Here is a 21,401-nt window from a genome sequence, read left to right as displayed (position 1 = left end):
ATAACTACATCAACCAACAAGATCAATAAAATGAACCAAAAGCATATGAATTACGTCGTTTTCAAAAAAACACCCCGGCAGCCGATAGGGTCGCCGGGGTGTTTTTCTCATTTCATGGAACGCTCCATGCGCACAAAAGCGATAAACCGCCTCGCCTCTTCCTCTGTCAGGCTGCGGCCGTCAACCGTCAGGTTGAATCGCTCCAGCAGATCTTCATCAGAAAGCTCCAATTGATCCACGAAATCGCGGACCCCTTGATCCATGACCACTTTGGCCTGATTCGTGCGGCCAATCAGATAGTCAATGGACACTTCGAATTTATCGGCAAGTTTGGTCAGGATTTCAAAATCAGGTTTACGGCGGTTTTTTTCATAATGGGAGAGTGCGGCTCTCGTGATGCCGATCGATTGGGCTAATTCCTCCTGAGTCCATCCTCGTTGGTCCCGCAGTTCTGCGATGCGATTATCTTGGTTCATGAATTAACCTCCTCCGATAGCCTTCATGGTTGCTTAAATCAAAGTAACGAATTGTATCATAAACGATCTAATAAGAGTAAAAAGGGATTGACTTGTTACAAATTGTATCGTAAAGTAAAACATGTAATTGATACTATTTGTATCTAGTCAAAACAATATGTATCAATAACCAGTGTAGTTCCAAGTTCTTATTTTTATACCATAAGGCAGGGTCGAAACCATGAATATGTTGACGGCATATGGCGTACAGCTCCAAATGTACATATCCATTCATCAAATCGGTGCAACTTCGGTCGTACTGAACCGTTCCCGTCCGGTCGTTCTATGGGAAGTCGAGTCCCGGATGCTCATATTTATCAGCGATTTGAATTTCCCGCTCGTACCTGAAATACGGCTCTGCTTCGATATCGTGTGCGAGGGGAAGCTCCTTTGCCGTACGTACGGCAAGCTGCTCTGGAAAGAAGATAGCCTGACCGATGCCATACAGTATGGAGTCCTTCTGGAGCCCGAAGAGCACGGAGAGGTGAACATGGCAAAAAAAATCACCCGTTCCGTAATGGGCGGCAGAGTCGGAATACAAAAATATGATTTTTACATGAACCTCATGAACGAGAAGGGCAGCGGGCAATGGCTCGATATGTGTACGTAAGGATTTTTTCACAAATCCTGGGATTAGCATGAATGGGATAAAGTCATTTTACTATATTTATCAAAGGGCTGCATAGTGCTTTTGCAGCGTGTTTTGCAAAAAGCCGCAGAATCGGGAACCCCAATCTATTAAGCGAGGGATGGATCTTGAGCCTTATGAATGATGATCGTAAACAAGCCGTTCTGAACAATACAGCGCTCCCCTTAACAATTCTTCTTTATATTTCCTCTACCCTATAGGCCCCCGATGAGCATGAATCCGTTAAAAAATACGATGGATGCCGGCCGTCAATTTGAAGCGATACCGCGGTTTGAAGTAAAGAACCGAAACTTCTTTTGGATCAGTAAACGAATTCAGGACGTATGCTTTTCGCTTGCCGGGCTCGTAATATTACTGCCCTTACTGCTTCTCGTTGCCCTTCTGATCAAGTTGGAGGATCCCAGAGGAGCCGTTATTTTTGCCCAGACGCGGATCGGTAAGAACGGGAAAGCTTTTAAAATGTACAAATTCCGCTCCATGGTCAGCGATGCCGAGAAGATGCTCGGGAAGCTGATGGACCAGAATGAGGTCTGCGGAGCGATGTTTAAAATGAAGAATGATCCGAGAATTACCCGCGTGGGACGCTTTATCCGCAAGACCAGTCTGGATGAGCTTCCGCAGCTCGTCAATGTGCTCAAAGGCGATATGAGTCTGGTGGGACCGAGACCGCCGCTGCCAAGGGAAGTCCGCGACTATACCTCCTATGACATGCTGAGGCTTCTGGTTGTGCCCGGCTGTACGGGGCTATGGCAAATCAGCGGCAGAAACCATGTGGGGTTCCGGGAAATGGTGGAGCTTGATCTCGAATACATACGCAATCAATCCTTGTTGATGGATATGCTTATTATGTGCAAGACCGTCAAAGTGCTCTTTGGAGCGGATAACGCCTACTGATCCCACGAAAGCTATGCTTACCGAGCATGGGATGTACATGAAAGGTGGAAACAACGATTCATGAAAAAATGGGTTGTAATCCTAACGTCCATCTTTGTCGTTGCCGTACTGGGAGCGGCCGGATTTACGGCATACATTTATCAATCCGTCAAAACGACAGCCCACCAGATCTATGAAGCGAGGGATGAGGGGGCACAGCCAAAGCCGGTCAGCACGAAAGGAAACACCCCATCAGCCACTACCGCGGCGGTTGGCGGGAATGCTGCCCAAGAGCCCAAACCCGCGAAAGAAGAAGCTGCGCAGCCCTTTAACCTGAAGGAGAAGAAGCCGTTTACGGTGCTCGTCCTGGGGGTGGATGAGCGGGAAAATGACCGCGGCCGCTCGGATGCGATGATTTTCCTGACCGTGAACCCGGCGAAGAGAAGCATTCTCATGTTCAATATTCCCCGGGATACGCGGACAGAAATTATCGGACACGGTACGGTGGACAAAATCAATCATGCCTACGCGTTTGGCGGCGTCGGCATGTCGGTCAAGACGGTGGAGCATTTTCTCGATTATCCGGTGAACTACTACATTAAAGTGAACATGGAAGGCTTCGCTCATTTGATCGATTCCATGGGAGGCGTAGAGGTGAACAACCCCTTTGCATTCTTCTATGAAGGGCATCAGTTCGATCAGGGGGAGCTTCAACTGAACGGGGAGGAAGCGCTTCTGTATTCCCGGATGCGTTATGATGATCCGCGCGGGGATATGGGGCGAAACACGAGGCAGCGGCAAATTTTGCAGCAGGTCATTAAAAACTCGCTGAAAATCACGAATGTGGTCAAGATCGAATCACTGCTGGATGAAGTAGGGGACAGCGTTAAGACGGATATCACCTTTGAAGACATGAAGACCTTTCTGACGGATTACCGTTCCGACCTGAAGCAGATTGACCAGGTGGAGATTAGCGGCCAAGGTGAACGGATCAAGGGAATATGGTATTACCGGGTGAGCGAGAAGGAACAAAACCGGATTCATCAGTTGATAAAAGACCATCTGCAGTAATCCACAAGCTGAATAGGAACCGTCATGGGCCGGAAGCCGTGGCGGTTCTTTGTTTTTATGCAGAATATCTTGACATGAAACGGAGAATGTTGTAGATTTCTGGTAATGATACGATTCGTAGCCTTTTGTGGTTTTATTGCTACATTTTTACCTGCCTTATACCAAAGGAGAGGAAGTCGGTTCCGATGAACGATCAGCAGTACGTTTATTGCCTGTGCTGTGAAAGAATGGTGCCAGTATCGGACACAAAGTACATTTTCCGGACGGGGTACTATCGTACCAGTGTTCCTTTGGGGTGTTGCGTAACTTGTTATAACCAGGGGGAAAAAGAGACAAAATACCAGTATTTGGGGCATTTGCAAAAGGGATATGCTACAATGAGGCGATAACCTACGATAAGGAGTGAAGTGAATGCAGCATGAACCGGTGGTTCGGCTGGAAGGCGTGACGAAAAGGGTTTCCTCCAAAGCCTTGGTGGAGAACGTTACGCTCGACATTCCGTCCGGACAGGTATTCGGTTTCCTCGGACCCAACGGCGCCGGGAAAACCACGACGATCCGGATGATGGTTGGTTTAACCTCAATCAGTCAGGGTGATATCAAAATTTGCGGTTTCAGCATCAAGGATCATTTCGAGGAGGCCGTTTCGAATGTGGGGGCCATTGTCGAAAATCCGGAAATGTACAAGTTTTTGACAGGATACCAGAATTTACGCCACTTTGCCCGGATGATGACCGGTATTACCGACGCGCGGATCGAGGAGGTCGTCAAGCTCGTAGGTCTAAGTAACCGGATCCATGACAAAGTGAAAACCTACTCGCTCGGGATGCGGCAGCGGCTTGGCGTGGCCCAGGCGATACTGCACCGTCCGAAGCTGCTGATTCTGGATGAACCGACGAACGGTCTGGACCCGCAAGGGATCAGGGAGCTTCGCGATTACCTTCGGCTGCTGTGCCATGAGGAAGGGACGACGGTGTTCGTCTCCAGCCACCTGCTCTCCGAAATGGAACTCATGTGCGATAGTGTGGCCATCATACAGAACGGACGTCTGATCGATGTGAGGTCGCTTAAAGACATCGGCGAGGCAGGGCAGTCCGCTGCGGTGGAAACCGGCTTTGTGGTGGATGAGCCCGACAAAGCGTTATTGGTCCTCGAAGGCGGTGTCCGTCAGGACGGATTGATTACTTTGAGGCTGCATCGTGACGAAATCGCGGAAATGAACGCCAGGCTGGTGCAGGCAGGCATCAAGGTGTATGGCATACATACCGTCACCCGTTCGCTGGAAGAGCAGTTCCTGGAAATGACGGGGGGTGACCCGATTGGGTAATTTTTTCAGTCTGGTGCAAAATGAGAACATGAAAATATACCGGCGTGTGCGGACATGGGTCATGCTGGGCATTCTCGTTGCCGTGAATTTACTCATTCCGGTGCTGTTCTCTATGGTGGACTCCGGAGGAAACACATCGATGTGGGACAGCGTGGTGCTCAGCTCGACCTTCACTTTTTTCCTGTGCACGATCTTCTCGGTCATTATTGCCGCGGATTCCGTGGCGGGCGAGTTTTCCTGGGGAACGATTAAGCTGCTGCTCATCAGGCCGTGGAGCCGCTCGAAAATTCTGCTTTCCAAATATGTTTCGGTCGTTCTGTTCAGTTTGCTGTGCACGGTGCTTCTTGCCGGTGTATCGATTCTGATCTCGGGTATACTGTTCTCCGGCGACTCGGGCACCGGCATGTTCCCTCCGGGCAAGAGCGGTCTCGCTTTTACGCTGGAATACATTTTGTGCGCCTATGTAAACTTATTTATCACGGTTGCGATCGCGTTTATGCTGTCGACTGTATTCCGTGCAGGAGGACTTGCGATCGGATTGGCCCTGTTCATCATGTTCACCAAGGGTATTTTTACGACGCTGTTCAATCCTGAGCGTTATGTATGGGCCAAGTATCTGATCTTTACGCATATGGACCTCACGACTTACATGCAAAATGATGTGGGGCCTGGAGGCATCACGCTCGGATTCTCGCTTGCCGTGCTTGCCGTGTATTACATTGTTTTCCTCGCTATATCCTGGTACGTGTTTAATAAAAGGGACGTCGCCGCATAACGCTTATGCCGGCTCAAAAGCCCGCCGCGGGAAGGAGTGTGTTGATGATGCACACTCCGCCGCGGCGGGCTTTTTAAGAGATAAGAACGTATAAGCATCCGAGGAATCACATGCTTATCCCATCAGCCGGCCTCCGTTTCCACCAGATGCACGTCGACCGCAGGCCGCGCGTCCGTCTGCTCACTCTTTTTCGGCTCCATTCTGCTGGCGCCATGCAGTATGCCGCCTTCGGCGATCACGAGGGAGGCAGCGGCGAGCACGTCCCCGAACATCTGGCCGGTGGAAGTGATCGTCAGCTTGCCTTCCGCCTGAACATCCCCGTACACCTTTCCGGCAATGATGACTTCCCTCGCGCTGATATCCGAGCGGGCTTCGGCATGCTCGCCGATCGTGACGCAGGCACGGCTCTCGATAACTCCGTTGAATTTGCCTTCTACGCGCACATTCGCCTCGCAGGCGAGGGCGCCTTCCACCTCGGTGCCTCTACCGATCAGGGAATCGGTGGGCAGGAAGCTGTTTTTGGATGCTTTGGATCTGCTCAACATGGGACCTCCTTAATTCAATTGGGATGAGGATGAACGAATATAAGGGAGCGGATTCACCGGCTTATCCTGCTTGACGACCTGGAAATGAAGATGCGGACCGGTGCTGCGGCCGGTGGAGCCCAGCAGGGCGATCTGTTCGCCTTTATCCACGGCGTCGCCTACGTCCACCTGGATTTTGCTGAGATGCATGTACCAGGTCTGGAGCCCGTTCGGATGCTCGACGATGACATAGCGGCCGCGGGCGCCGCTTTCATCTGCCGCAACGACTTTGCCGGTGCCCGCGGCATAGACGGGTCCGCCGTTCTCGCCGGCAATATCAATGCCCGCGTGGAAGGTGGCTTTGCCGGTAAAGGGATCGGTCCGGTAGCCGAAGCTGGAGGTGAGCACCTTGGAGACGGTCGGCCATAACGTCGGGTTGCCGGAAATCTGCGTTTGCGTTTCCTGGGCTTGTTTCAGCGTATGAGGAATGTGGCTTTCCATCGTTTTCAGCAGCTCCTGCATTTCCTGAAAGTCGTCTTTCGTCTCCTGGGCCAGATCCAGCATATCGTTCTCATGCACGGCTACATATTCGCCCCCGACATGTTCTGAAGCATCCCAGGACAGGGAAGACACTTTATTCTTGGAACCGTCCGTGGATATGCCGGCGCCGTGCTTGTCGATAAACTGCTGCAGTTGCTGCTCCAGCTCATCCACCTGCTCCATTTTCAGCTGCATGTCCTTGGCCTGGGAAGACAGCTTGATGATTTCGTTCTGCAGGCGCTCGATGGATTGCTCGCGGCTATTGACCGAGCTTTGCAGTTGAAAGTTCTTTGCGCTTTCGAGCGTCACCTTGTGCTCCAATTTGGAAATGACCTGCGAGGAATGGGCCTGCATGGCAAGAACGAGACCGGACAGGGAGAGGACGGCGGCTGCGGGCACAGCCAACATCAGTGGTTTGGACAGATGAATCTGCTTGACCGAATGCTGGGCATCCCGCATGACCAGAAGCGTCATTCGTCGATTAGCGGTTGCACTTTTCATGGCAGCTCCTTTCTTTGGCGTCATTATACTTGTCTTATAATCTATGTATTCGAATTAAGCTCGGAACATGTCTAAAATGTTACCCGTTCGCCTGCGTCTGCGGGGTGTCCGGAAGGGTAAGAATAAAGAAGTCTCGGTTTGTTGCATAACCGATCCGCACTATCTATCAGCAAGGAGGCTGCCCTATGGTGTGGCTGGTGTTCGCACTCATTGTTTTTATTTTTCAGATCGCCACAATTTTGCTGCTTGAGTTCCGCAATCCATCCAAAACGGTCGCCTGGATGTTCATTCTTTTCTGCTGCCCGATCATCGGCTTCGTCGTTTATTATTTTGTGGCCCAGGACTATAAATCCCGTCGGCGGGTCCGTACCCGGGGCTCCCGGCTGTTCCGGCAGATGCGCTCTCTTCTGTGGAATCAGGTGGAGACGGTGACAGAACTGGAAGCCATGCATAATCCGGAATTCAGGCACCAGGAACGTCTCTTCAATCTGCTGTCGCGGCTTTCCGAAAGCCCGATCACGGGCTGCAATGCAAGCCGGGTGCTTACGGACGGCGAAGAGGCCTTTGGCGCGATGCTGAAGGCGATGGAAGCGGCGAAGGAGCATATACATATCGAGTTTTATATTTTCAGGCATGACGTGATCGGAACCCGGTTTCAGGAGATCATGATCCGCAAGGCGAAGGAAGGGGTTAAGGTCCGTTTCATGTGCGATGGGCTGGGCAGCTACAAGCTGAAGCGCGAATTCGTGGACAAGCTGAAGGAAGCAGGCGTGGAATTCCACTTCTTTCTGCCGCCCCTGCTGGCCTTTATCGACCGGCGCATCAATTACCGCAATCATCGCAAAATTATCGTGGTAGACGGTGTAAAGGGGTTTGTCGGCGGAATTAATGTGGGGGACGACTACCTGGGCCAATATCCGAACATGGGGTACTGGAGGGATACGCATCTTGAGATCGAGGGGGATGCCGTTTATTTCCTGCAAAACGTGTTCCTGAATGACTGGCAGCTGGCGTCAGGGGAAAAGATCGTCGAGCCCGCTCTGTATCCGGAGCATGAATGCGAGTGCGACGAGCAGATCCAAATCGTCAGCAGCGGGCCGGATCAGGACTGGAATGCGATTCAGGAGCTGTGCTTCTCGGCAATTACCGTTGCCAAAAAAAGAATATGGATCACCTCACCTTATTTCATCCCGGATCCGGGAATTTACGAGGGACTGAAAACAGCCGCGGTCAGCGGCGTGGACGTGCGCATTATTATCCCGTGGAAATCGGATTCCAGACTGGTGCATCTGGCCTCGCTATCCTACGTGGAAGAACTGCTGCTGGCCGGCGTCCGCTTCTTTCAATATCAAAAGGGCTTCATTCACGCCAAGGTGATGATCGTCGATGATCTGCTGGCATCGGTGGGCACCGCGAATATGGATATGCGCAGCTTCTTTTGCAATTTCGAGCTTACGGCGGCGCTGTTTGAGCAGACGTCGATCGACCGGCTGACGGCCGATTTCGAGGAGGATATGCGGGTGAGCCGCGAAATGACGAAGAAGGAATTCCAGGAACGGCCTTTTCTGCACAAAAAAGCGGAAATGCTCTGCCGCATGCTGTCTCCGCTGTTATAGGTACCGTGCTTCGGATTTCAGGAACGCGGAGCCCATAGAATCACGGCGACGCCGGCCAGGCAGAGCGCAGCTCCGATCCAGTCGTAGAGGTCCGGAGTATTCTTGTCGATTCCCCAGCCCCACAGCAGGGCAAGCACGATGAATATTCCGCCGTATGCGGCGTAGACGCGGCCGAAGGAAGGGTAATGCTGAAGCGTAGGGATAATGCCGTACAGAACAAGTACCAGGGCACCAATCAGACCATACCACCAGGGTCGTGATTCTTTTATCCACAGCCATACCAAATATCCTCCGGCGATCTCTGCCAAACCGGCAGCAATAAATAAAAATAATGATCTCATGATAGAAAATCTCCCATCGCGTTAATACTCAGGCAAAACTATGATATAATATATAAGAAGAATAATCACGGAAAAACGCATTCGAGGGATCGTTTGACGTGAAATGCTTCCAAAAGATCATCCCCTCGGATGGAGCTTTCGTGTTCATATTCACACCAAATTGATAAGAATCGGGGGAATTCGATGGCTGGATCTTCTAATGCCCACACAGCGGACAGGGCTAAACTGCCGCATGGCGAACAAAAGCCGCTAAACGCACCGACTTCCAAGCTCAGAGTTTTATCGCGTATCATTGTCATGTTGATCGGAGCAGGCATGGTTGCCGTCGCGCTGGAAATTTTTCTGGTGAACAACAACATCATTGACGGCGGAATCACCGGTATCTCCATTATGCTTGCCCACCTCTTTCATTTGCCGCTTGGTATATTTCTCACATTACTCAATATTCCTTTTCTGTTTCTCGGTTATAAACAAATTGGCAAAACCTTTGCGTTCTCGACGCTTGCAGCCGTTCTTGTCATGTCTGTCGGCACGGCGCTGCTTGAGCCCGTCAAACCCATTACTTTCGATCCGCTGCTTGCTGCCATATTCGGCGGTGTTATTCTCGGCGCGGGCGTAGGCCTTGTCATCCGTGCAGGGGGCTCGACGGACGGAAGCGAGATCGTAGCTATTCTGATCAATAAGAAGACGCCGTTCTCCGTTGGCGAAATCATCATGTTCATCAACGTGTTCATCCTCACGAGCGCAGGCTTCGTATTCGGCTGGAACAATGCCATGTACTCGCTCATCGCTTATTTCATCGCTTTTAAAGTGATTGATATCACTAACGAAGGCATCGACCAATCCAAATCCGTATGGATCATCAGCGACAAATATAAGGAAATTGGCGATGCGCTGACCTCGCGTCTGGGACGGGGCGTCACATACCTCGAAGGCGAGGGCGCATACTCCGGGGACAGCAAGAAGGTCATTTTCGTTGTCATCACCCGTCTGGAAGAAGCCAAACTGAAGTCCATTGTCGGGGACTGGGACCCGGATGCTTTTCTCGCGGTTGGTAATATCCATGACGTTAAGGGCGGGAGATTTAAGAAGAAGGATATCCATTAGATGGGGTGCTCATCTAAAGGTTAGCTGCTGACCGACGCTTGTGAGACCGCTACGGTGCGGATCGTTCCTCCGATCGCTGTTGTCCCCGGATTTCTTGAATGAAGATATCACAACTGTAGAAATCCGGGGACAAAGGCGACCGCTGCGCTTCTTCAGAACGATTCCGCTCCTCCGCTCCGTAAGCGTCAATCAAAGGCTAACACCTTATTGAGCAGGGGGGTGTAGCAACAAAAGCCCGGAAGATGAAATATCTTCCGGGCTTTTTGATGTTTAAAAGTGTTTTAGGTCCCTGCGAAGTTGTAGGGACTATGCATTAAAGCTATAGGCGTAAGCGTTAGCGTTATGGGGTTATTTGGCGTTCAAATGGCGGATAACCTGCTCCACCGGCTGCGGCGGCACGGCGGCGATCAGATCGCCGGTCTTCTTGAGCCGCTCCTCGATGTTCAGAAGGTGATAGTCCAGCGGCGATACGTTGCGCTCGACCTCTTCCCAGTACAGCGGGGTCGACACGGTAGCGCCGGGCCGGGCCCGGGGCGTGTAAGGAGCCGCGAGGGTTTTTCCCTGGTAGTGCTGAAGGTAGTCGAAATAGATTTTGTCGCCGCGGTTCTTCTTCAGACGCTCGAGCGTGAACAGCTCCGGGTGCTTCTCCGTCACGAATCGGCCGACGAAATGCCCGATCACCCGCAGCTCATCGAATGTTATGCCTTCGTTTATTGGAACGATGATCTGGACGCCGGTCGCTCCCGATGTTTTGGGCACGGAGGTAAGCCCAAGGGATTGCAGCACCTTGCCGACGATCGAAGCAGCCTCCATGATCCGCGGCTCCTCTTCCAGCGAAGGGTCCAAATCGATCATCCACTCGCACGGAAGCGTGCTGCCTGCGTAATGAAGGGAAGGGTGGAACTCCAGCGCGGCGAGATTGCCGAGCCACAGCAGCTCCGGGAGGCCGTTCAGCACCACATAATGGATCCCTTCCTGCTCGGCCGTCTTCACATAGGGAGGCAGCGGCTCCGGGGCGTTTTTCTGATAGAAAAACTCGCCCGGCACGCCGTGCGGATACCGGATCGTCGTGAGCAGCCGGTTTTGGCAGTATCGCAGCAGATAGGGTGCGAGCGCGGCCAGCTTTTGCAAGTACATCGCTTTGGTTACGCCCATGTCCGGCCACAGCGGTTTGTCGGGATTTGTGATCGGAATATCTTGGCCTTCGATGGTAATGGTGCCTTTGACGGTTCTTGGCATAATGTGCCTCCTCGAATAAGGTGGAGGTATAAACTCCAATGGATTGTTCTTGAGGGATCATCAATCATGCACTCTTATCCCCGGGAAAAGGTGCATTCCTGCGGGTCCATGTCCACAAAAGCCTGGATGCTCGGCTGGCGCAGGGTTCCGCCAGGCGTCCACTCCAGGAAATTAACCTTCACCACCCACTCGGGGCGGATCCATAACGCCCCTTTTTGCCGTTCCGTCTGATTGGCGAAGGGCTTATCCTTCTGCATCAATTCAGCCGCTTCCTTCGTGATTCTGCGCCAGTCGGCAACGCCCAGCTTACCGGTTCCCGCATGCCCGATATAGATAAGGCGGCCCTGTTCGTCGTACAAGCCAAGCAGAAGGGCGTTGACGGTTCCGTCTCGGTAAGTAACGCCGCCGACGACGGCGTTCACGTCCTGGATGTTCTTCCGTTTCTGCCAGCGCTTGTCCTTTCCGCCCAAGGCGTACACGCTGCTGAGATCTTTGACCACGATCCCCTCCAGCTGATGCTGCTTCGATACTTCATAGAGCAGAGGGATATCCGTGTAGCTCGGCACGGGCTGGACATGCGGATTCGGGATCAGTACCTGACCTAACAGCGCCTGCCGCTCTTGGAGCGGCTTCCCGGTCACCCATTCGCCGTTGCAATACAAAATATCAAAGACCATATAAACGATCGGCACCTGCGAGACGCGTGCCCGGATCTGCCGCTCCTGGCGGAGGCTGTCCCTTCGCATGACCTGATGAAAAGAAGGGACGCCATCCACCAAAGCAATGATTTCCCCGTCCAGAATGAACGAATCCGCCGTGCAGTAATCGGCCGTATTCCAGAGTTCCGGATATTGGTGCGTACGGTTGTTGCCTTTGCGGTTGACCAGCTCTGTATCGGTGCCATCATGATACGCGAGCATGCGCACGCCGTCCCATTTGATCTGGGCGATCCATTTGTCCCCGGAGGGCAGGAGTTCCGTCATGATCGGCTCGAAGGGCTTTACGGGATTAAGCTTCATGGCATTCTCTCCTCAGGAACGGGTTAGGGTTAGGAGACCGTCTCGTTCTTCTTGGTTGTTTTGCGCCGCTTTGGCTTGGGACCTTCGGCACCGGCAGCCTGCTTGTCTTCCCCGGCCGAGGTCTTGGCTTTCGTCTTGGCCGTCTTCTTGGGCTTGCCGGGATCGGTCGCCAGCGTCGGCTTCGATGCTTCGATGCTGGCCTGCAGGGCAGCCATGAGATCGATAACGTTGGTTTGCGGCGCTGCAGGCGCGACTTTGATTTCCTCGCCCGTCACCTTGTGCTGGATCAGATCGAGCAGGCGTTCACGGTAATCGTCCGTATATTTTTCCGGATCAAAGGGCGTGGACAGCTGTTCGATCAGCATTTGGGCCATGCCGAGCTCTTTTTCGTTAACGGTAATATTCTCCGGCAGATTGGGTACCTGTGCCACGGGACGGATTTCATCGGGATAGAACATGGTCTCGATGGCGAGACAGTTCTCCAGCACGCGGATGGCCGCCAGACTGCTCTTGGAGCGGATGGAAATTTTGGCGATGCCGATTTTACCGCTCTGGTGCATGGCTTCCTTCAACAGCTGATAAGCGTTTCCGCCCGCCTGGTCCGGAGCGAGATAGTACGTTTTTTGAAAATAAATCGGATCGATCTCCGATAAATCCACGAAATCCAAAATGGCGATGCTTTTGTTCGCCTGCTCGGTGATCTGCTCCAGCTCCTCCTTTTCAAAAAGGACGAACTTGCCCTTCTCATATTCGTAGCCCTTGGAAATTTCCTCCCACTCCACCTCTTTTTCGCAGACCGGGCATTTGCGGACATAAGCGAGAGGGCTGCCGCACTCTTTATGCACATATCGCATCGAGATATCCTTGTCTTCCGTCGCCGAAAACATTTTGACAGGCACGTGAACCAGTCCGAAGCTGATCGCGCCCTTCCATACCGTATGCATGTATTATCCGCTCCTTTGCATTTTCATATTGCTCATTCCTTTTAGTATGGCTATTTTTGGCCCAATCTATGACATTGAAATGGAAGAAATGAGGGGGAATGCGCCTGTTTTACATGCTTTTTTTTCGAAAAGGGCATACTGATGGCAGGGCAGTCCATATCTGCGGGTTTAGGAGGTTGAGTAATGCGTAAAGATCAAGGGGAAAAGCAGGAGAAGGATTTTAATGCGTTGGCCTTGGAACGGTATGAGAACGTATCGCGGCATATGGAAGAAGCAAGCTTTATTAACGGCAATGACGTGGACTGGGAAAGCATGACCTCGCCGGATCAGGCGGTAACCCATGAAAGCCATATGTTCGATATCGACCGGATGGTGAACGAAGGATTGGGCGGTGGCGAGATCACGGCCGATAACGGATATATCGGTGACAGCACGACGGATGCCATGGTTCCCGAGGCGGAGCCTCAAGGCAAAACGGACCCCGAGTAACCCGGCAGCAATCTGCAATCTATCATAAATAAAAAAGGAGATTCAATGAGCATGGACGTAAAACGCGCGCAAGAGATTTATCAGGATAAGAGCCGCAATGTGGACGTAAAGCTGGAGGGCCAGCCGGTCTGGATCGAAAACGTCGATGAGGCCAACGGGATGGCAACGGTGCAGGTGGGTTCGCGCCCGACCAATACCCAAACGGTGAATGTGGAACGCCTGCAAGAAGGCTGATGAATATTTGACCAAGCCCGCAGCCTGCCAAAGGCTGCGGGCTTTTTTAACTTTCGTTACAAAGCATGAAAAACAGGATAGAACACTGCCTCATTATCGTTTACGATGAATGCAGAGTAAGTCAGAGGTCTTCATGGGCGGAGGAGAGAGAGCATGGGAAAGAATGAAGAAGTTATCGGGGCCGGACGGACGGCCGAGCTTTTGGCCTTTGGGCCGCGGCGGGTGCTTAAGCTGTTCCGCGAGGGCATTCCTTTCGGCATTGTAGAGGATGAATACCGGAACAGCCAGGAGACTCACCGTTCCGGACTCAGCGTGCCACAGCCGTATGAAATGCTGGAGAGAAACGGGCGTGCCGGCATCGTTTACGAGCAAGTGGACGGCATGACCATGCTGGCTGCCATTTCACGCAATCCATGGATCGTGGATGCGGAAGCGCGGCGTATGGCCCGGCTGCATGTGGCGATGCATGAGCACCGCCTGGACGGACTGCAGCGGCAGAAATCCGTCCTGGCCGGGAAGATCGCGGAGACGTCGCAGTTGACGGAGAAGGAGAAGCGCCAAATCAGCATGCAGCTGGATCAACTGGAGGAAGGGCATTCGATATGTCACGGGGACTATCATCCTGACAATATCATGATCGGGACGAAGGAGTGGATCATCGACTGGATGACGGCAACGGCCGGGAGCCCGGCGGCCGATGTAGCGCGTACGCTCCTGCTGCTAAGGAGCGGAACGCTGCCGGAAGAGCTCCCTCCGGATATTCAGGAGCTGTTTAACCGAACACGAGAGCAGCTGACGACAGGTTATTTGCAGGAATACATGAAGCTTTCGGGCATGACCATTAGCGAAATTGAAAGGTGGATGGTTCCGGTCGCTGCCGCGCGCCTGGTGGAATGGATACCGGCAGCGGAGAAGGAGAAGCTGCTGGAACTCATCCGGCATCAGCTGGGTTAACATGCTTCACATGCTTCATGACATACCGAGCGAAGCAAAAAGGCCGGTCCCGGATGTCGCCGGTCGGCCTGTCAACATGTGGTTTATTTGATCGCCTGTACACCTTCGGGAACGGTCGCAGCTTCGACAGCCAAATTGTCGTAGTTCACGAGAATGAAAACTTCCTGGTCTTCTTTTCCCTGGATATGTCCCGTATGACCAACGGTATGCGCGAGACCTTTTGGAGTGACTTTATAATACGTGAATTCGACTTTAATGCCGTATTTATCGGCGAAGTACCGGGTGCCGACATCCTCCGTAACACGGACCCTTTCCTTGTCCTGGTCGGACATCGAGTTACAGCCTCCCAGAATGAGCAACATGACTCCCATAACTCCCAACAGGAGCATGCCCGTGAGTACAACCCGTTTACCCATGTTTCACCTCGAAAGTAAATGATTTGTCATCATGTGGATCATTGTTCATTATACCTTTTTCTTAGGCTGGTAAAAAGGCTGAATTCTACACAACATACGGCGAGCGGGCCTCGGCTTCAAGGCCTTTTAAAAATATCTTTTACGCGAAGGCATTGTTGCGGTACAATACTTTTTGTTGTTTTTGCAAGAGATATAAAATATAGGAACACCGGTTGCTTAGAACTGAGGCAAATCTAAACGCTTAAGGTTGAACCCCGGGTGATCCACCAATGCAGTGATGGTAAATATGCAGTCCGATGGACGATGGAGGAGGCGAAACCATTGGTATTTACCGTGAATTAATCTTACATTCTAATACCAACGGGGGAAACATGGAAGCGAGCGAGCATAATAAAGAAGCATGGAACGGCGGGGCATACCAGGCCTGGGAGAACCGTTTCGGAACGCCGGAACAGGCTGCTGAACGTTTAAAGCAAGATCCGGTTCGAAACGTCAAGCATTTATACAGGCATTTTGGCGGGAAGGTTGAGGACACAAGCATCATGAACCTGATGGGCTCCAACGGCATGAAGGGTGTAGCATTGGCCTTGCTTGGAGCGAAGGTAACCGTGGTTGATTTTTCGGAAGAAAACCGGCAGTATGCGGAGGCGTTGGCCCGTGCGGCGGGCGTCGAAATGAGATATGTGCTGTCCGATGTTCTGCAGCTGCCGGAGGAAGAGTTCCGGTATTCATACGATACAGTCTTCATGGAAAACGGCATTTTGCATTATTTCAAGGATTTGAAGCCCCTTTTTGATTGTGCGGCAAGGCTGCTGAAGCCCGGAGGGAGACTGGTCGTCCAGGACTTTCATCCGGTTTCCACGAAGCTGATCACCTCGAAGGGGACGACGGCCAAGATCCGTAAGCATAAAGTGACGGGGGATTATTTCAGCACCTCCCTGGAGCCGAGTGACATCTCTTTCCAGAAATACCTGGAAGGCGCGGAGAGCAGCGCTTCGAATACGGTCTATTTGCGAAAATGGACGCTAGGAGAAATCGTCACCTCCGTGGCAGACTCGGGTCTGATCATCAAGACGCTGGAGGAACTGCCCAATCTTTCGTCAGAGGTTTTCGACAAGGGCATTCCCAAAACGTTTACCATTGTGGCTGAAAAATAAAAGAATCAAGTCAAGGAGGTGCCGGCTGAAGAGCCGGCACCTCCTTTTTTAGTCCGCTTAAAGCTAGAATTTCAGAAAAACGCATCCGGATAGCAATGCCGGAATAGAGGCGCCTAACGAGTTATGTCGAGTAATATGACAGCACATGTTCTTTTATTTCTGGAATATCCATCAGCGGAATTTGTGTTATACGACGCGCTCAAGAAGGGGGGTGGTCCTTAAATCGAGCCAGTACCCTTTCACATGGGTTTCGCCGTTATGGGTATCCGTATCCATGGCGCGCTGGAATCCGAGACGTTCGTAAAGCTGTACGGCCGAGGCCATCATGTCGGATGTATGCAAATGCAGTGCCGTGGCTCCGAGCTGGACCGATCTGCGCGCGGCTTCCCGGATCAGGAGCGTGGCAATGCCCTTTCCGCGGGCGGAGGGCGACACGGCAAGCAGGCGGATAATCGGCGAATCGATGCTGATGTGAGGGTTGCCATAAGCGGTTTCGGAGGTAAGATACAGCTGGACGCTGCCGACAATTTCTCCGTTCATTTCGGCCACAATCCGGGCATACGGACCATTGCCGTAGACGGAATGACGGATCGAATTCCTGTATTCCACCCAGCGTGGCTCCGGCATATCCGACGCATACTGCTGATAGGCTTCCAGCATGACATGCGCAATGGCTTCCTGCTCGAATTCCTCGGCGTCGCGGATTGTGATTTCTTGTGCTGCGTTCATCGCGTTCACTCCCTTGTATAGGTTTGGATGAAATTTGTTTATTCAGTATAACGCCTTAAACCTAGTAAACATATATGAATTAACAAACATCAATATCCTTATTGAGAATTTCAATTATAAAGGATCGAGCCCAAGCTGACAAATAATGATTGACATTAAAATTCCAACTGTATAAATTGGAAAAAACAAATTAAACCATCTATTTCAATGAGAATAGTATGTAAATGGAGGTGCACGGAATTGAATATCGAGAACATCGAAGCCTTTGTGTACATCAATCACTATGGGAGCTTTAACAAGGCTGCGGATGTCCTGTTTCTGACGCAGCCGACGGTTACCGCCCGCATTCAGTCGCTGGAACGGGAGCTGGATTGCAGGCTTTTTGACCGTTTTGGCAAGCAGATTCACCTGACGGACAAAGGCAGGCAGTTCCTTCCCTACGCGCAGCAAATCCTCCAGACCTATCAAAAAGGCAAGCATCTGCTTCATTCCAAACGGACGGCGCCGGGCGAACTGCGGATCGGCTGCACGGTATCGGTGTCCAATTATGTGATGCCTCGTCTGCTCATGCGCTTGAATGAACGTTTTACGGAGCTTAAGGTTAAAGTGACGACGGCACCAACGGACGAACTCGCCTCCAGGCTGTCATCCGGGGAGCTGGATCTGGCATTCGTGCGGAAGCTGATGAATCCCGCCTTCCAGTCCTATTCTTTTTATGAAGACCCGATCCGCTTGTATGTGTATCAAGGACATCCGCTCGCCTCTGCAGGCAGAGCATCGATCCGGGACTTGCGGCACGAGAAGCTGGTCTTTTTCGAATGCGGCTCTCTGGACTGGATGCGAATCCATCGGGTATTCGAGAGCCTGGAGCAGCCTCCGAACATCAACTATCAGGTCGATAACGCGGAAACCGCGAAGAAGCTTGTGCTGGGCCGTGCGGGTATTTGCTTTCTCCCCGGACTCTGCGCGCAGCAGGAGGTGGAGGCGGGCCTGCTTATCCCGGTCGATATTACCGAAACCGCGGGCATCGCTCTGCAAACCCATTTGATCACCTTGAACGGCGAGCATGCGGACATCGCGGAAGCGATGCTGGAATGGCGCGTCGACGCTCCGAATTAAGGATTTGGATTGATGAATAGAAAAACTCTATTAGACGCGCGATCCAAATCGCGGTAAAGTTAGTCTCAACAAATTCATACTAAACTTATAGGAATTATTAATTTTAGAAAAAAGGGGATGAGATCATGCGTAAATCATGGACATTAGCCGCACTGCTGCTGCTCACGGGGGTACTTGCAGGATGCGGTTCGGATAGCGGGAAGGGAGCAGGCGAGGCCAAGGCGGGGACTGCCAATGCGGCATCCGGTAATGTGAAAAAAATCGTCGTGGGCACGGGAACGGCTTTCCCGAAAATCTGCTTCATCGACGAGAACGGCAAGCTGACCGGCTTTGACGTGGAACTGGTCCGGGAAATCGACAAGCGTCTCCCACAGTATGAGTTCGAGCTGCAGACCCAGGAATTTACGAATCTCCTGCTCAGCCTGGAAACGAAGAAAATAGATTTCGTGGCTCACGAAATGGAAAAGAATCCGGAGCGGGAGCAAAAATATCTGTTTAACAAAGAGCCATACGCGCATTGGAGAAACAAGATCATCGTGGCGAAGGACAATGATTCCATCCAATCGCTGGACGACCTGAAAGGCAAAAAGGTGCTGTCCAGCGCCACGAGCGCCGAAGCGCAGATCCTCGAGAACTATAACAAGGCAAACAACAATGCGATCCACATTGTCTATCAAAGCGGAGCGGCCAAGGACTCGGTAAGCCAGATCACGAGCGGGCGCGTCGAGGCAACCGTCGGAGCCGATTTCTCGCTCCCGCTGATCGACCCGCAGGGCAAGCTCAAAACGACCGGGGAGGATTTGTCCGAAGCGGACATTTTGTTCGTCTTCCGCAAGAACGATCCCGAAGGGCAGAAACTGGCGGACGACATCGACGGCGCCATTAAGGAACTGAAGGCGGACGGCACGCTGGGCGAGCTCAGCAAGGAGTGGCTGGGATCCGACTTTACAGCCGATTCCGCTAAATAAGCCGGCAGCAGGCCTGATTCCTGGGTAGGGAGGAGAAAACTCATGGGCGCACCGTTTGATTACACGTATATCTTCAGTTATTTTCCTAAACTGCTGTCGACGCTGGGGATCACCCTGACGATTGTGGCAGGTTCGCTCCTGGTAGGGATCATCATGGGATTTCTCGTTGCCCTTCCCCGTTTATACCGGATACCGGTGCTGAATACACTGGCCAGGATATACGTCTCTTTTTTCCGGGGGACGCCGATATTGATCCAGCTGTTTCTTTTCTACTACGGCCTGCCGGAGATGCTCAAGCTGGCGCATATCGATATTTCCAGGGCCCCGGTGCTCATGTTCGTCATTCTGACCTACGGCCTCCATACCGGTGCCTTTATGTCCGAGACGATCCGCGCGTCGGTAACGGCCGTGGACCGGGGACAGGTGGAGGCGGCGTACGCCATGGGCATGAAGGGACACCAGGCATTCTCGCGGATCGTGCTGCCGCAGGCGCTGGCCATCGCGGTGCCGGTGTTCTCCAACCTCGTGATCGCCCTGCTGAAGGACACGTCGCTCGCGTTCACGCTGGGCGTGATGGAGATGACGGGCAAAGCGGAGACGCTTGGAGCACTCACGCAGCATTTCGTCGAAGCGTATATTTCGCTCGCGCTGATCTACCTCGTCGTCAGCTTTACGCTTGAAAAGCTGCTATTGCTCGCGGAGCGCCGGCTATTGAGGCATGAGCAGCCGGTCCGCACGGGGGAACGGCGGTTCCGTCTGCAGCGAAAACGCGGATTCCGGAGACTAGTCGCCGGCATCGATTCCGGCAAAGGAGGGGCAGAGTTATGAAAATCGATCCCGTTTTCATCTGGACGGCTTTGATCCGGCTGCTGTCGGCAATTCCGACGACATTGGCCATTACGGCGGTTTCCGTTACCGCCGGCTTCTTGATCGGGCTAATTGCTGCCCTGCTTCGAATCTATAAGGTGCCCGTATTGGGGCAGCTCGCGACGGGCTATGTAACCTTTATCCGCGGCACGCCGATGCTTACCCATCTGCTGCTCATTTATTTCGGCCTTCCGATGCTGCTGGACGCTTTGTCCGCGCAGCTGGGCTGGGGCTTTAAGTCTTCTTCCATTCCGATGATCGGATTCGCGTTCATTTCGTTCTCGATCACGGCAGGCGCCTATATGGCGGAAGTGATCCGCTCCGGGCTGCTTGCGGTGAACCGGGGCCAGCTGGAGGCGGCTTGTTCGGTGGGCATGACGACGCCCCAAGCCTTGAGACGGATCGTTTTTCCCCAGGCCCTGGCGGTCAGCCTGCCGAACCTGTCCAACTCGGTTATCGGCATGCTCCACGGATCGACGCTCGCTTTTACCGTATCCGTCGTGGATATTAACGCGAAGGCGCAGATCGTGGCGTCGACCAACTGGAAGTTCTTTGAGGCTTATTTGGCGGCTGCCGTTATTTTCTGGGGACTCACGCTTCTGATCGAGCGGATCACCGCAGGGATCGAGAAACGAATCAACGTGTACAATCGGGGGGGAGTCGCATGATCCAACTGAATAATATCAGCAAGTCCTTCGGCCGAAACCAAGTGCTGAAAGGAATCGATCTGACCGTGCAAAAGGGCGAAGTGGTCGTCATCCTGGGTCCGAGCGGCTCGGGCAAAACGACGCTTCTGCGCTGCGTGAATTATTTGGAGAAGCCAAGCGGCGGCGAGATCGCCATCGGCGAATACCGCTTGAACTGCAGGCATGCCGGCAAAAAAGACATTCACCAGCTCCGGCAGAAATCGGCGATGGTATTCCAGCAGTACAATTTGTTCAGGCATAAGACCGCGCTCGAGAACGTGATGGAAGGCCTCGTCGTTGTGAAAAAGCTGCCGAAGGAGGAAGCGAAGAAGCGGAGCGCCGCGCTGCTCGACAAGGTCGGGCTCGGCGGCAAGCTGGACGCTTATCCAAGCGAGCTCTCCGGGGGGCAGCAGCAGCGCGTGGGCATCGCCCGGGCGCTCGCCCTGGAGCCGGAGGTCATCTTGTTCGACGAACCGACCTCGGCCCTGGATCCGGAGCTGGTCGGCGAGGTGCTGGAGGTTATCCGGAACATCGCGAAAGAAGGCATTACGATGATCGTCGTCACGCATGAAATGGGGTTTGCAAGGGATGTGGCGAATCACGTGGTATTCATGGACGGCGGCGTCATCGTGGAAGAGGGGACGCCCGCAGAGCTGTTCCACCACCCGCGGGAAGAGAGGACCAGGCAGTTCCTCAAGCGGATTACACCGGAACTGAACTATAGCATTTAGGAGGCATAGGC

At 52.8% G+C, this 21,401-nt stretch carries 25 protein-coding genes; 16 read left to right on the top strand and 9 right to left on the bottom strand.

Translation table 11 applies throughout. The features are described from left to right. Positions 1-107: 107 nt before the first annotated feature. A complete protein-coding gene (locus tag ACTHPM_RS15290; RefSeq protein ID WP_440395513.1) occupies positions 108-476 on the bottom strand; it encodes a helix-turn-helix domain-containing protein in 369 nt (122 codons plus the stop codon). Positions 477-696: 220 nt separating this feature from the next. Here ACTHPM_RS15290 and ACTHPM_RS15285 point away from each other — a divergent pair, with 220 nt between their 5' ends. The 5 genes from ACTHPM_RS15285 to ACTHPM_RS15265 all read left to right on the top strand — a co-directional run bounded on the left by ACTHPM_RS15285 (position 697) and on the right by ACTHPM_RS15265 (position 5,209). Continuing rightward, positions 697-1,125, top strand: coding sequence for a hypothetical protein (locus tag ACTHPM_RS15285; RefSeq protein ID WP_440395514.1), 429 nt, complete (start codon positions 697-699; stop codon positions 1,123-1,125). A 273-nt stretch (positions 1,126-1,398) separates the two neighbouring features. Next, positions 1,399-2,058 carry a sugar transferase gene (locus ACTHPM_RS15280; protein WP_440395515.1) on the top strand — a complete coding sequence of 220 codons (660 nt, stop codon included), beginning with the start codon at positions 1,399-1,401 and terminating at the stop codon, positions 2,056-2,058. A gap of 60 nt (positions 2,059-2,118) precedes the next feature. Then, a complete protein-coding gene (locus ACTHPM_RS15275) occupies positions 2,119-3,108 on the top strand; it encodes an LCP family glycopolymer transferase (RefSeq protein ID WP_440395516.1) in 990 nt (329 codons plus the stop codon). 411 nt (positions 3,109-3,519) lie between these two features. Continuing rightward, positions 3,520-4,434: an ABC transporter ATP-binding protein gene (locus ACTHPM_RS15270; RefSeq protein ID WP_440395517.1), complete on the top strand. Its 915-nt coding sequence runs from the start codon at positions 3,520-3,522 to the stop codon at positions 4,432-4,434. After that, positions 4,427-5,209, top strand: a complete 783-nt coding sequence (locus ACTHPM_RS15265; RefSeq protein WP_440395518.1) for an ABC transporter permease — start codon at positions 4,427-4,429, stop codon at positions 5,207-5,209. Before ACTHPM_RS15270 ends, ACTHPM_RS15265 begins: the two co-directional genes overlap by 8 nt. Positions 5,210-5,331: 122 nt before the next feature. Here ACTHPM_RS15265 and ACTHPM_RS15260 read toward each other — a convergent pair whose 3' ends face one another. Together ACTHPM_RS15260 and ACTHPM_RS15255 are read right to left on the bottom strand one after the other, a co-directional pair. Beyond that, entirely contained in the window at positions 5,332-5,754 is a 423-nt protein-coding gene (locus ACTHPM_RS15260; protein ID WP_440421594.1) for a bactofilin family protein, read from the bottom strand. Positions 5,755-5,763: 9 nt separating this feature from the next. Further along, on the bottom strand, positions 5,764-6,774 hold the full coding sequence (locus tag ACTHPM_RS15255) for a peptidoglycan DD-metalloendopeptidase family protein (protein WP_440395520.1): 1,011 nt from the start codon (positions 6,772-6,774) through the stop codon (positions 5,764-5,766). A 185-nt stretch (positions 6,775-6,959) separates the two neighbouring features. On the opposite strand from ACTHPM_RS15255, the gene cls reads away from it, so the two are divergent. After that, positions 6,960-8,390, top strand: a complete 1,431-nt coding sequence (gene cls, locus ACTHPM_RS15250; RefSeq protein ID WP_440395521.1) for a cardiolipin synthase — start codon at positions 6,960-6,962, stop codon at positions 8,388-8,390. Positions 8,391-8,407: 17 nt separating this feature from the next. Here the strand turns inward: cls and ACTHPM_RS15245 are convergent, their stop codons facing one another. Continuing rightward, the gene (locus ACTHPM_RS15245) at positions 8,408-8,731 is read right to left on the bottom strand and encodes a YnfA family protein (RefSeq protein WP_440395522.1); all 324 of its coding nucleotides are present in this window, start codon (positions 8,729-8,731) and stop codon (positions 8,408-8,410) included. A 183-nt stretch (positions 8,732-8,914) separates the two neighbouring features. On the opposite strand from ACTHPM_RS15245, the gene ACTHPM_RS15240 reads away from it, so the two are divergent. Next, positions 8,915-9,838, top strand: a complete 924-nt coding sequence (locus ACTHPM_RS15240) for a YitT family protein (RefSeq protein WP_440395523.1) — start codon at positions 8,915-8,917, stop codon at positions 9,836-9,838. 348 nt (positions 9,839-10,186) lie between these two features. Here ACTHPM_RS15240 and ligD read toward each other — a convergent pair whose 3' ends face one another. From ligD to ku, 3 genes are all read right to left on the bottom strand, one after another. Continuing rightward, positions 10,187-11,077 (bottom strand): non-homologous end-joining DNA ligase, encoded by an 891-nt coding sequence (gene ligD / locus ACTHPM_RS15235; protein WP_440395524.1) that lies wholly within the window; start codon positions 11,075-11,077, stop codon positions 10,187-10,189. Positions 11,078-11,151: 74 nt separating this feature from the next. Then, complete coding sequence (locus ACTHPM_RS15230; protein WP_440395525.1) at positions 11,152-12,096, bottom strand: ATP-dependent DNA ligase; 945 nt, start codon at positions 12,094-12,096, stop codon at positions 11,152-11,154. 29 nt (positions 12,097-12,125) lie between these two features. Continuing rightward, on the bottom strand, positions 12,126-13,040 hold the full coding sequence (gene ku, locus ACTHPM_RS15225) for a non-homologous end joining protein Ku (protein ID WP_440395526.1): 915 nt from the start codon (positions 13,038-13,040) through the stop codon (positions 12,126-12,128). 183 nt (positions 13,041-13,223) lie between these two features. Between ku and ACTHPM_RS15220 the strand changes: the two genes are divergently transcribed. The 3 genes from ACTHPM_RS15220 to ACTHPM_RS15210 all read left to right on the top strand — a co-directional run bounded on the left by ACTHPM_RS15220 (position 13,224) and on the right by ACTHPM_RS15210 (position 14,717). After that, on the top strand, positions 13,224-13,529 hold the full coding sequence (locus tag ACTHPM_RS15220; RefSeq protein ID WP_440395527.1) for a hypothetical protein: 306 nt from the start codon (positions 13,224-13,226) through the stop codon (positions 13,527-13,529). A gap of 51 nt (positions 13,530-13,580) precedes the next feature. Continuing rightward, entirely contained in the window at positions 13,581-13,763 is a 183-nt protein-coding gene (locus ACTHPM_RS15215; protein ID WP_440395528.1) for an H-type small acid-soluble spore protein, read from the top strand. A gap of 153 nt (positions 13,764-13,916) precedes the next feature. Then, the gene (locus tag ACTHPM_RS15210) at positions 13,917-14,717 is read left to right on the top strand and encodes a phosphotransferase family protein (protein WP_440395529.1); all 801 of its coding nucleotides are present in this window, start codon (positions 13,917-13,919) and stop codon (positions 14,715-14,717) included. Positions 14,718-14,800: 83 nt separating this feature from the next. Here the strand turns inward: ACTHPM_RS15210 and ACTHPM_RS15205 are convergent, their stop codons facing one another. Further along, on the bottom strand, positions 14,801-15,133 hold the full coding sequence (locus ACTHPM_RS15205) for a hypothetical protein (protein ID WP_440395530.1): 333 nt from the start codon (positions 15,131-15,133) through the stop codon (positions 14,801-14,803). A 371-nt stretch (positions 15,134-15,504) separates the two neighbouring features. On the opposite strand from ACTHPM_RS15205, the gene ACTHPM_RS15200 reads away from it, so the two are divergent. Further along, positions 15,505-16,290, top strand: a complete 786-nt coding sequence (locus ACTHPM_RS15200; RefSeq protein ID WP_440395531.1) for a class I SAM-dependent methyltransferase — start codon at positions 15,505-15,507, stop codon at positions 16,288-16,290. A gap of 186 nt (positions 16,291-16,476) precedes the next feature. Here the strand turns inward: ACTHPM_RS15200 and ACTHPM_RS15195 are convergent, their stop codons facing one another. Beyond that, a complete protein-coding gene (locus ACTHPM_RS15195; RefSeq protein ID WP_440395532.1) occupies positions 16,477-17,019 on the bottom strand; it encodes a GNAT family N-acetyltransferase in 543 nt (180 codons plus the stop codon). 240 nt (positions 17,020-17,259) lie between these two features. Here ACTHPM_RS15195 and ACTHPM_RS15190 point away from each other — a divergent pair, with 240 nt between their 5' ends. The 5 genes from ACTHPM_RS15190 (at position 17,260) to ACTHPM_RS15170 (ending at position 21,390) form a co-directional block, all read left to right on the top strand. Further along, entirely contained in the window at positions 17,260-18,138 is an 879-nt protein-coding gene (locus tag ACTHPM_RS15190; RefSeq protein ID WP_440395533.1) for a LysR family transcriptional regulator, read from the top strand. Positions 18,139-18,263: 125 nt separating this feature from the next. Then, positions 18,264-19,106 (top strand): transporter substrate-binding domain-containing protein, encoded by an 843-nt coding sequence (locus ACTHPM_RS15185; RefSeq protein WP_440395534.1) that lies wholly within the window; start codon positions 18,264-18,266, stop codon positions 19,104-19,106. A gap of 42 nt (positions 19,107-19,148) precedes the next feature. Continuing rightward, the gene (locus ACTHPM_RS15180) at positions 19,149-19,934 is read left to right on the top strand and encodes an amino acid ABC transporter permease (RefSeq protein WP_440395535.1); all 786 of its coding nucleotides are present in this window, start codon (positions 19,149-19,151) and stop codon (positions 19,932-19,934) included. Beyond that, positions 19,931-20,641, top strand: coding sequence for an amino acid ABC transporter permease (locus ACTHPM_RS15175; RefSeq protein ID WP_440395536.1), 711 nt, complete (start codon positions 19,931-19,933; stop codon positions 20,639-20,641). Before ACTHPM_RS15180 ends, ACTHPM_RS15175 begins: the two co-directional genes overlap by 4 nt. Continuing rightward, complete coding sequence (locus ACTHPM_RS15170) at positions 20,638-21,390, top strand: amino acid ABC transporter ATP-binding protein (RefSeq protein ID WP_440395537.1); 753 nt, start codon at positions 20,638-20,640, stop codon at positions 21,388-21,390. The genes ACTHPM_RS15175 and ACTHPM_RS15170 overlap by 4 nt, the downstream gene beginning before the upstream one ends. Positions 21,391-21,401 lie beyond the last annotated feature (11 nt).

The sequence above is a fragment of the Paenibacillus sp. SAFN-054 genome (genome assembly GCF_051966755.1).
Lineage (GTDB): Bacteria > Bacillota > Bacilli > Paenibacillales > Paenibacillaceae > Paenibacillus_AQ.
Note: the sequence above shows the minus strand (reverse complement) of the source record. Positions and strands in the feature narration are given on the sequence as shown.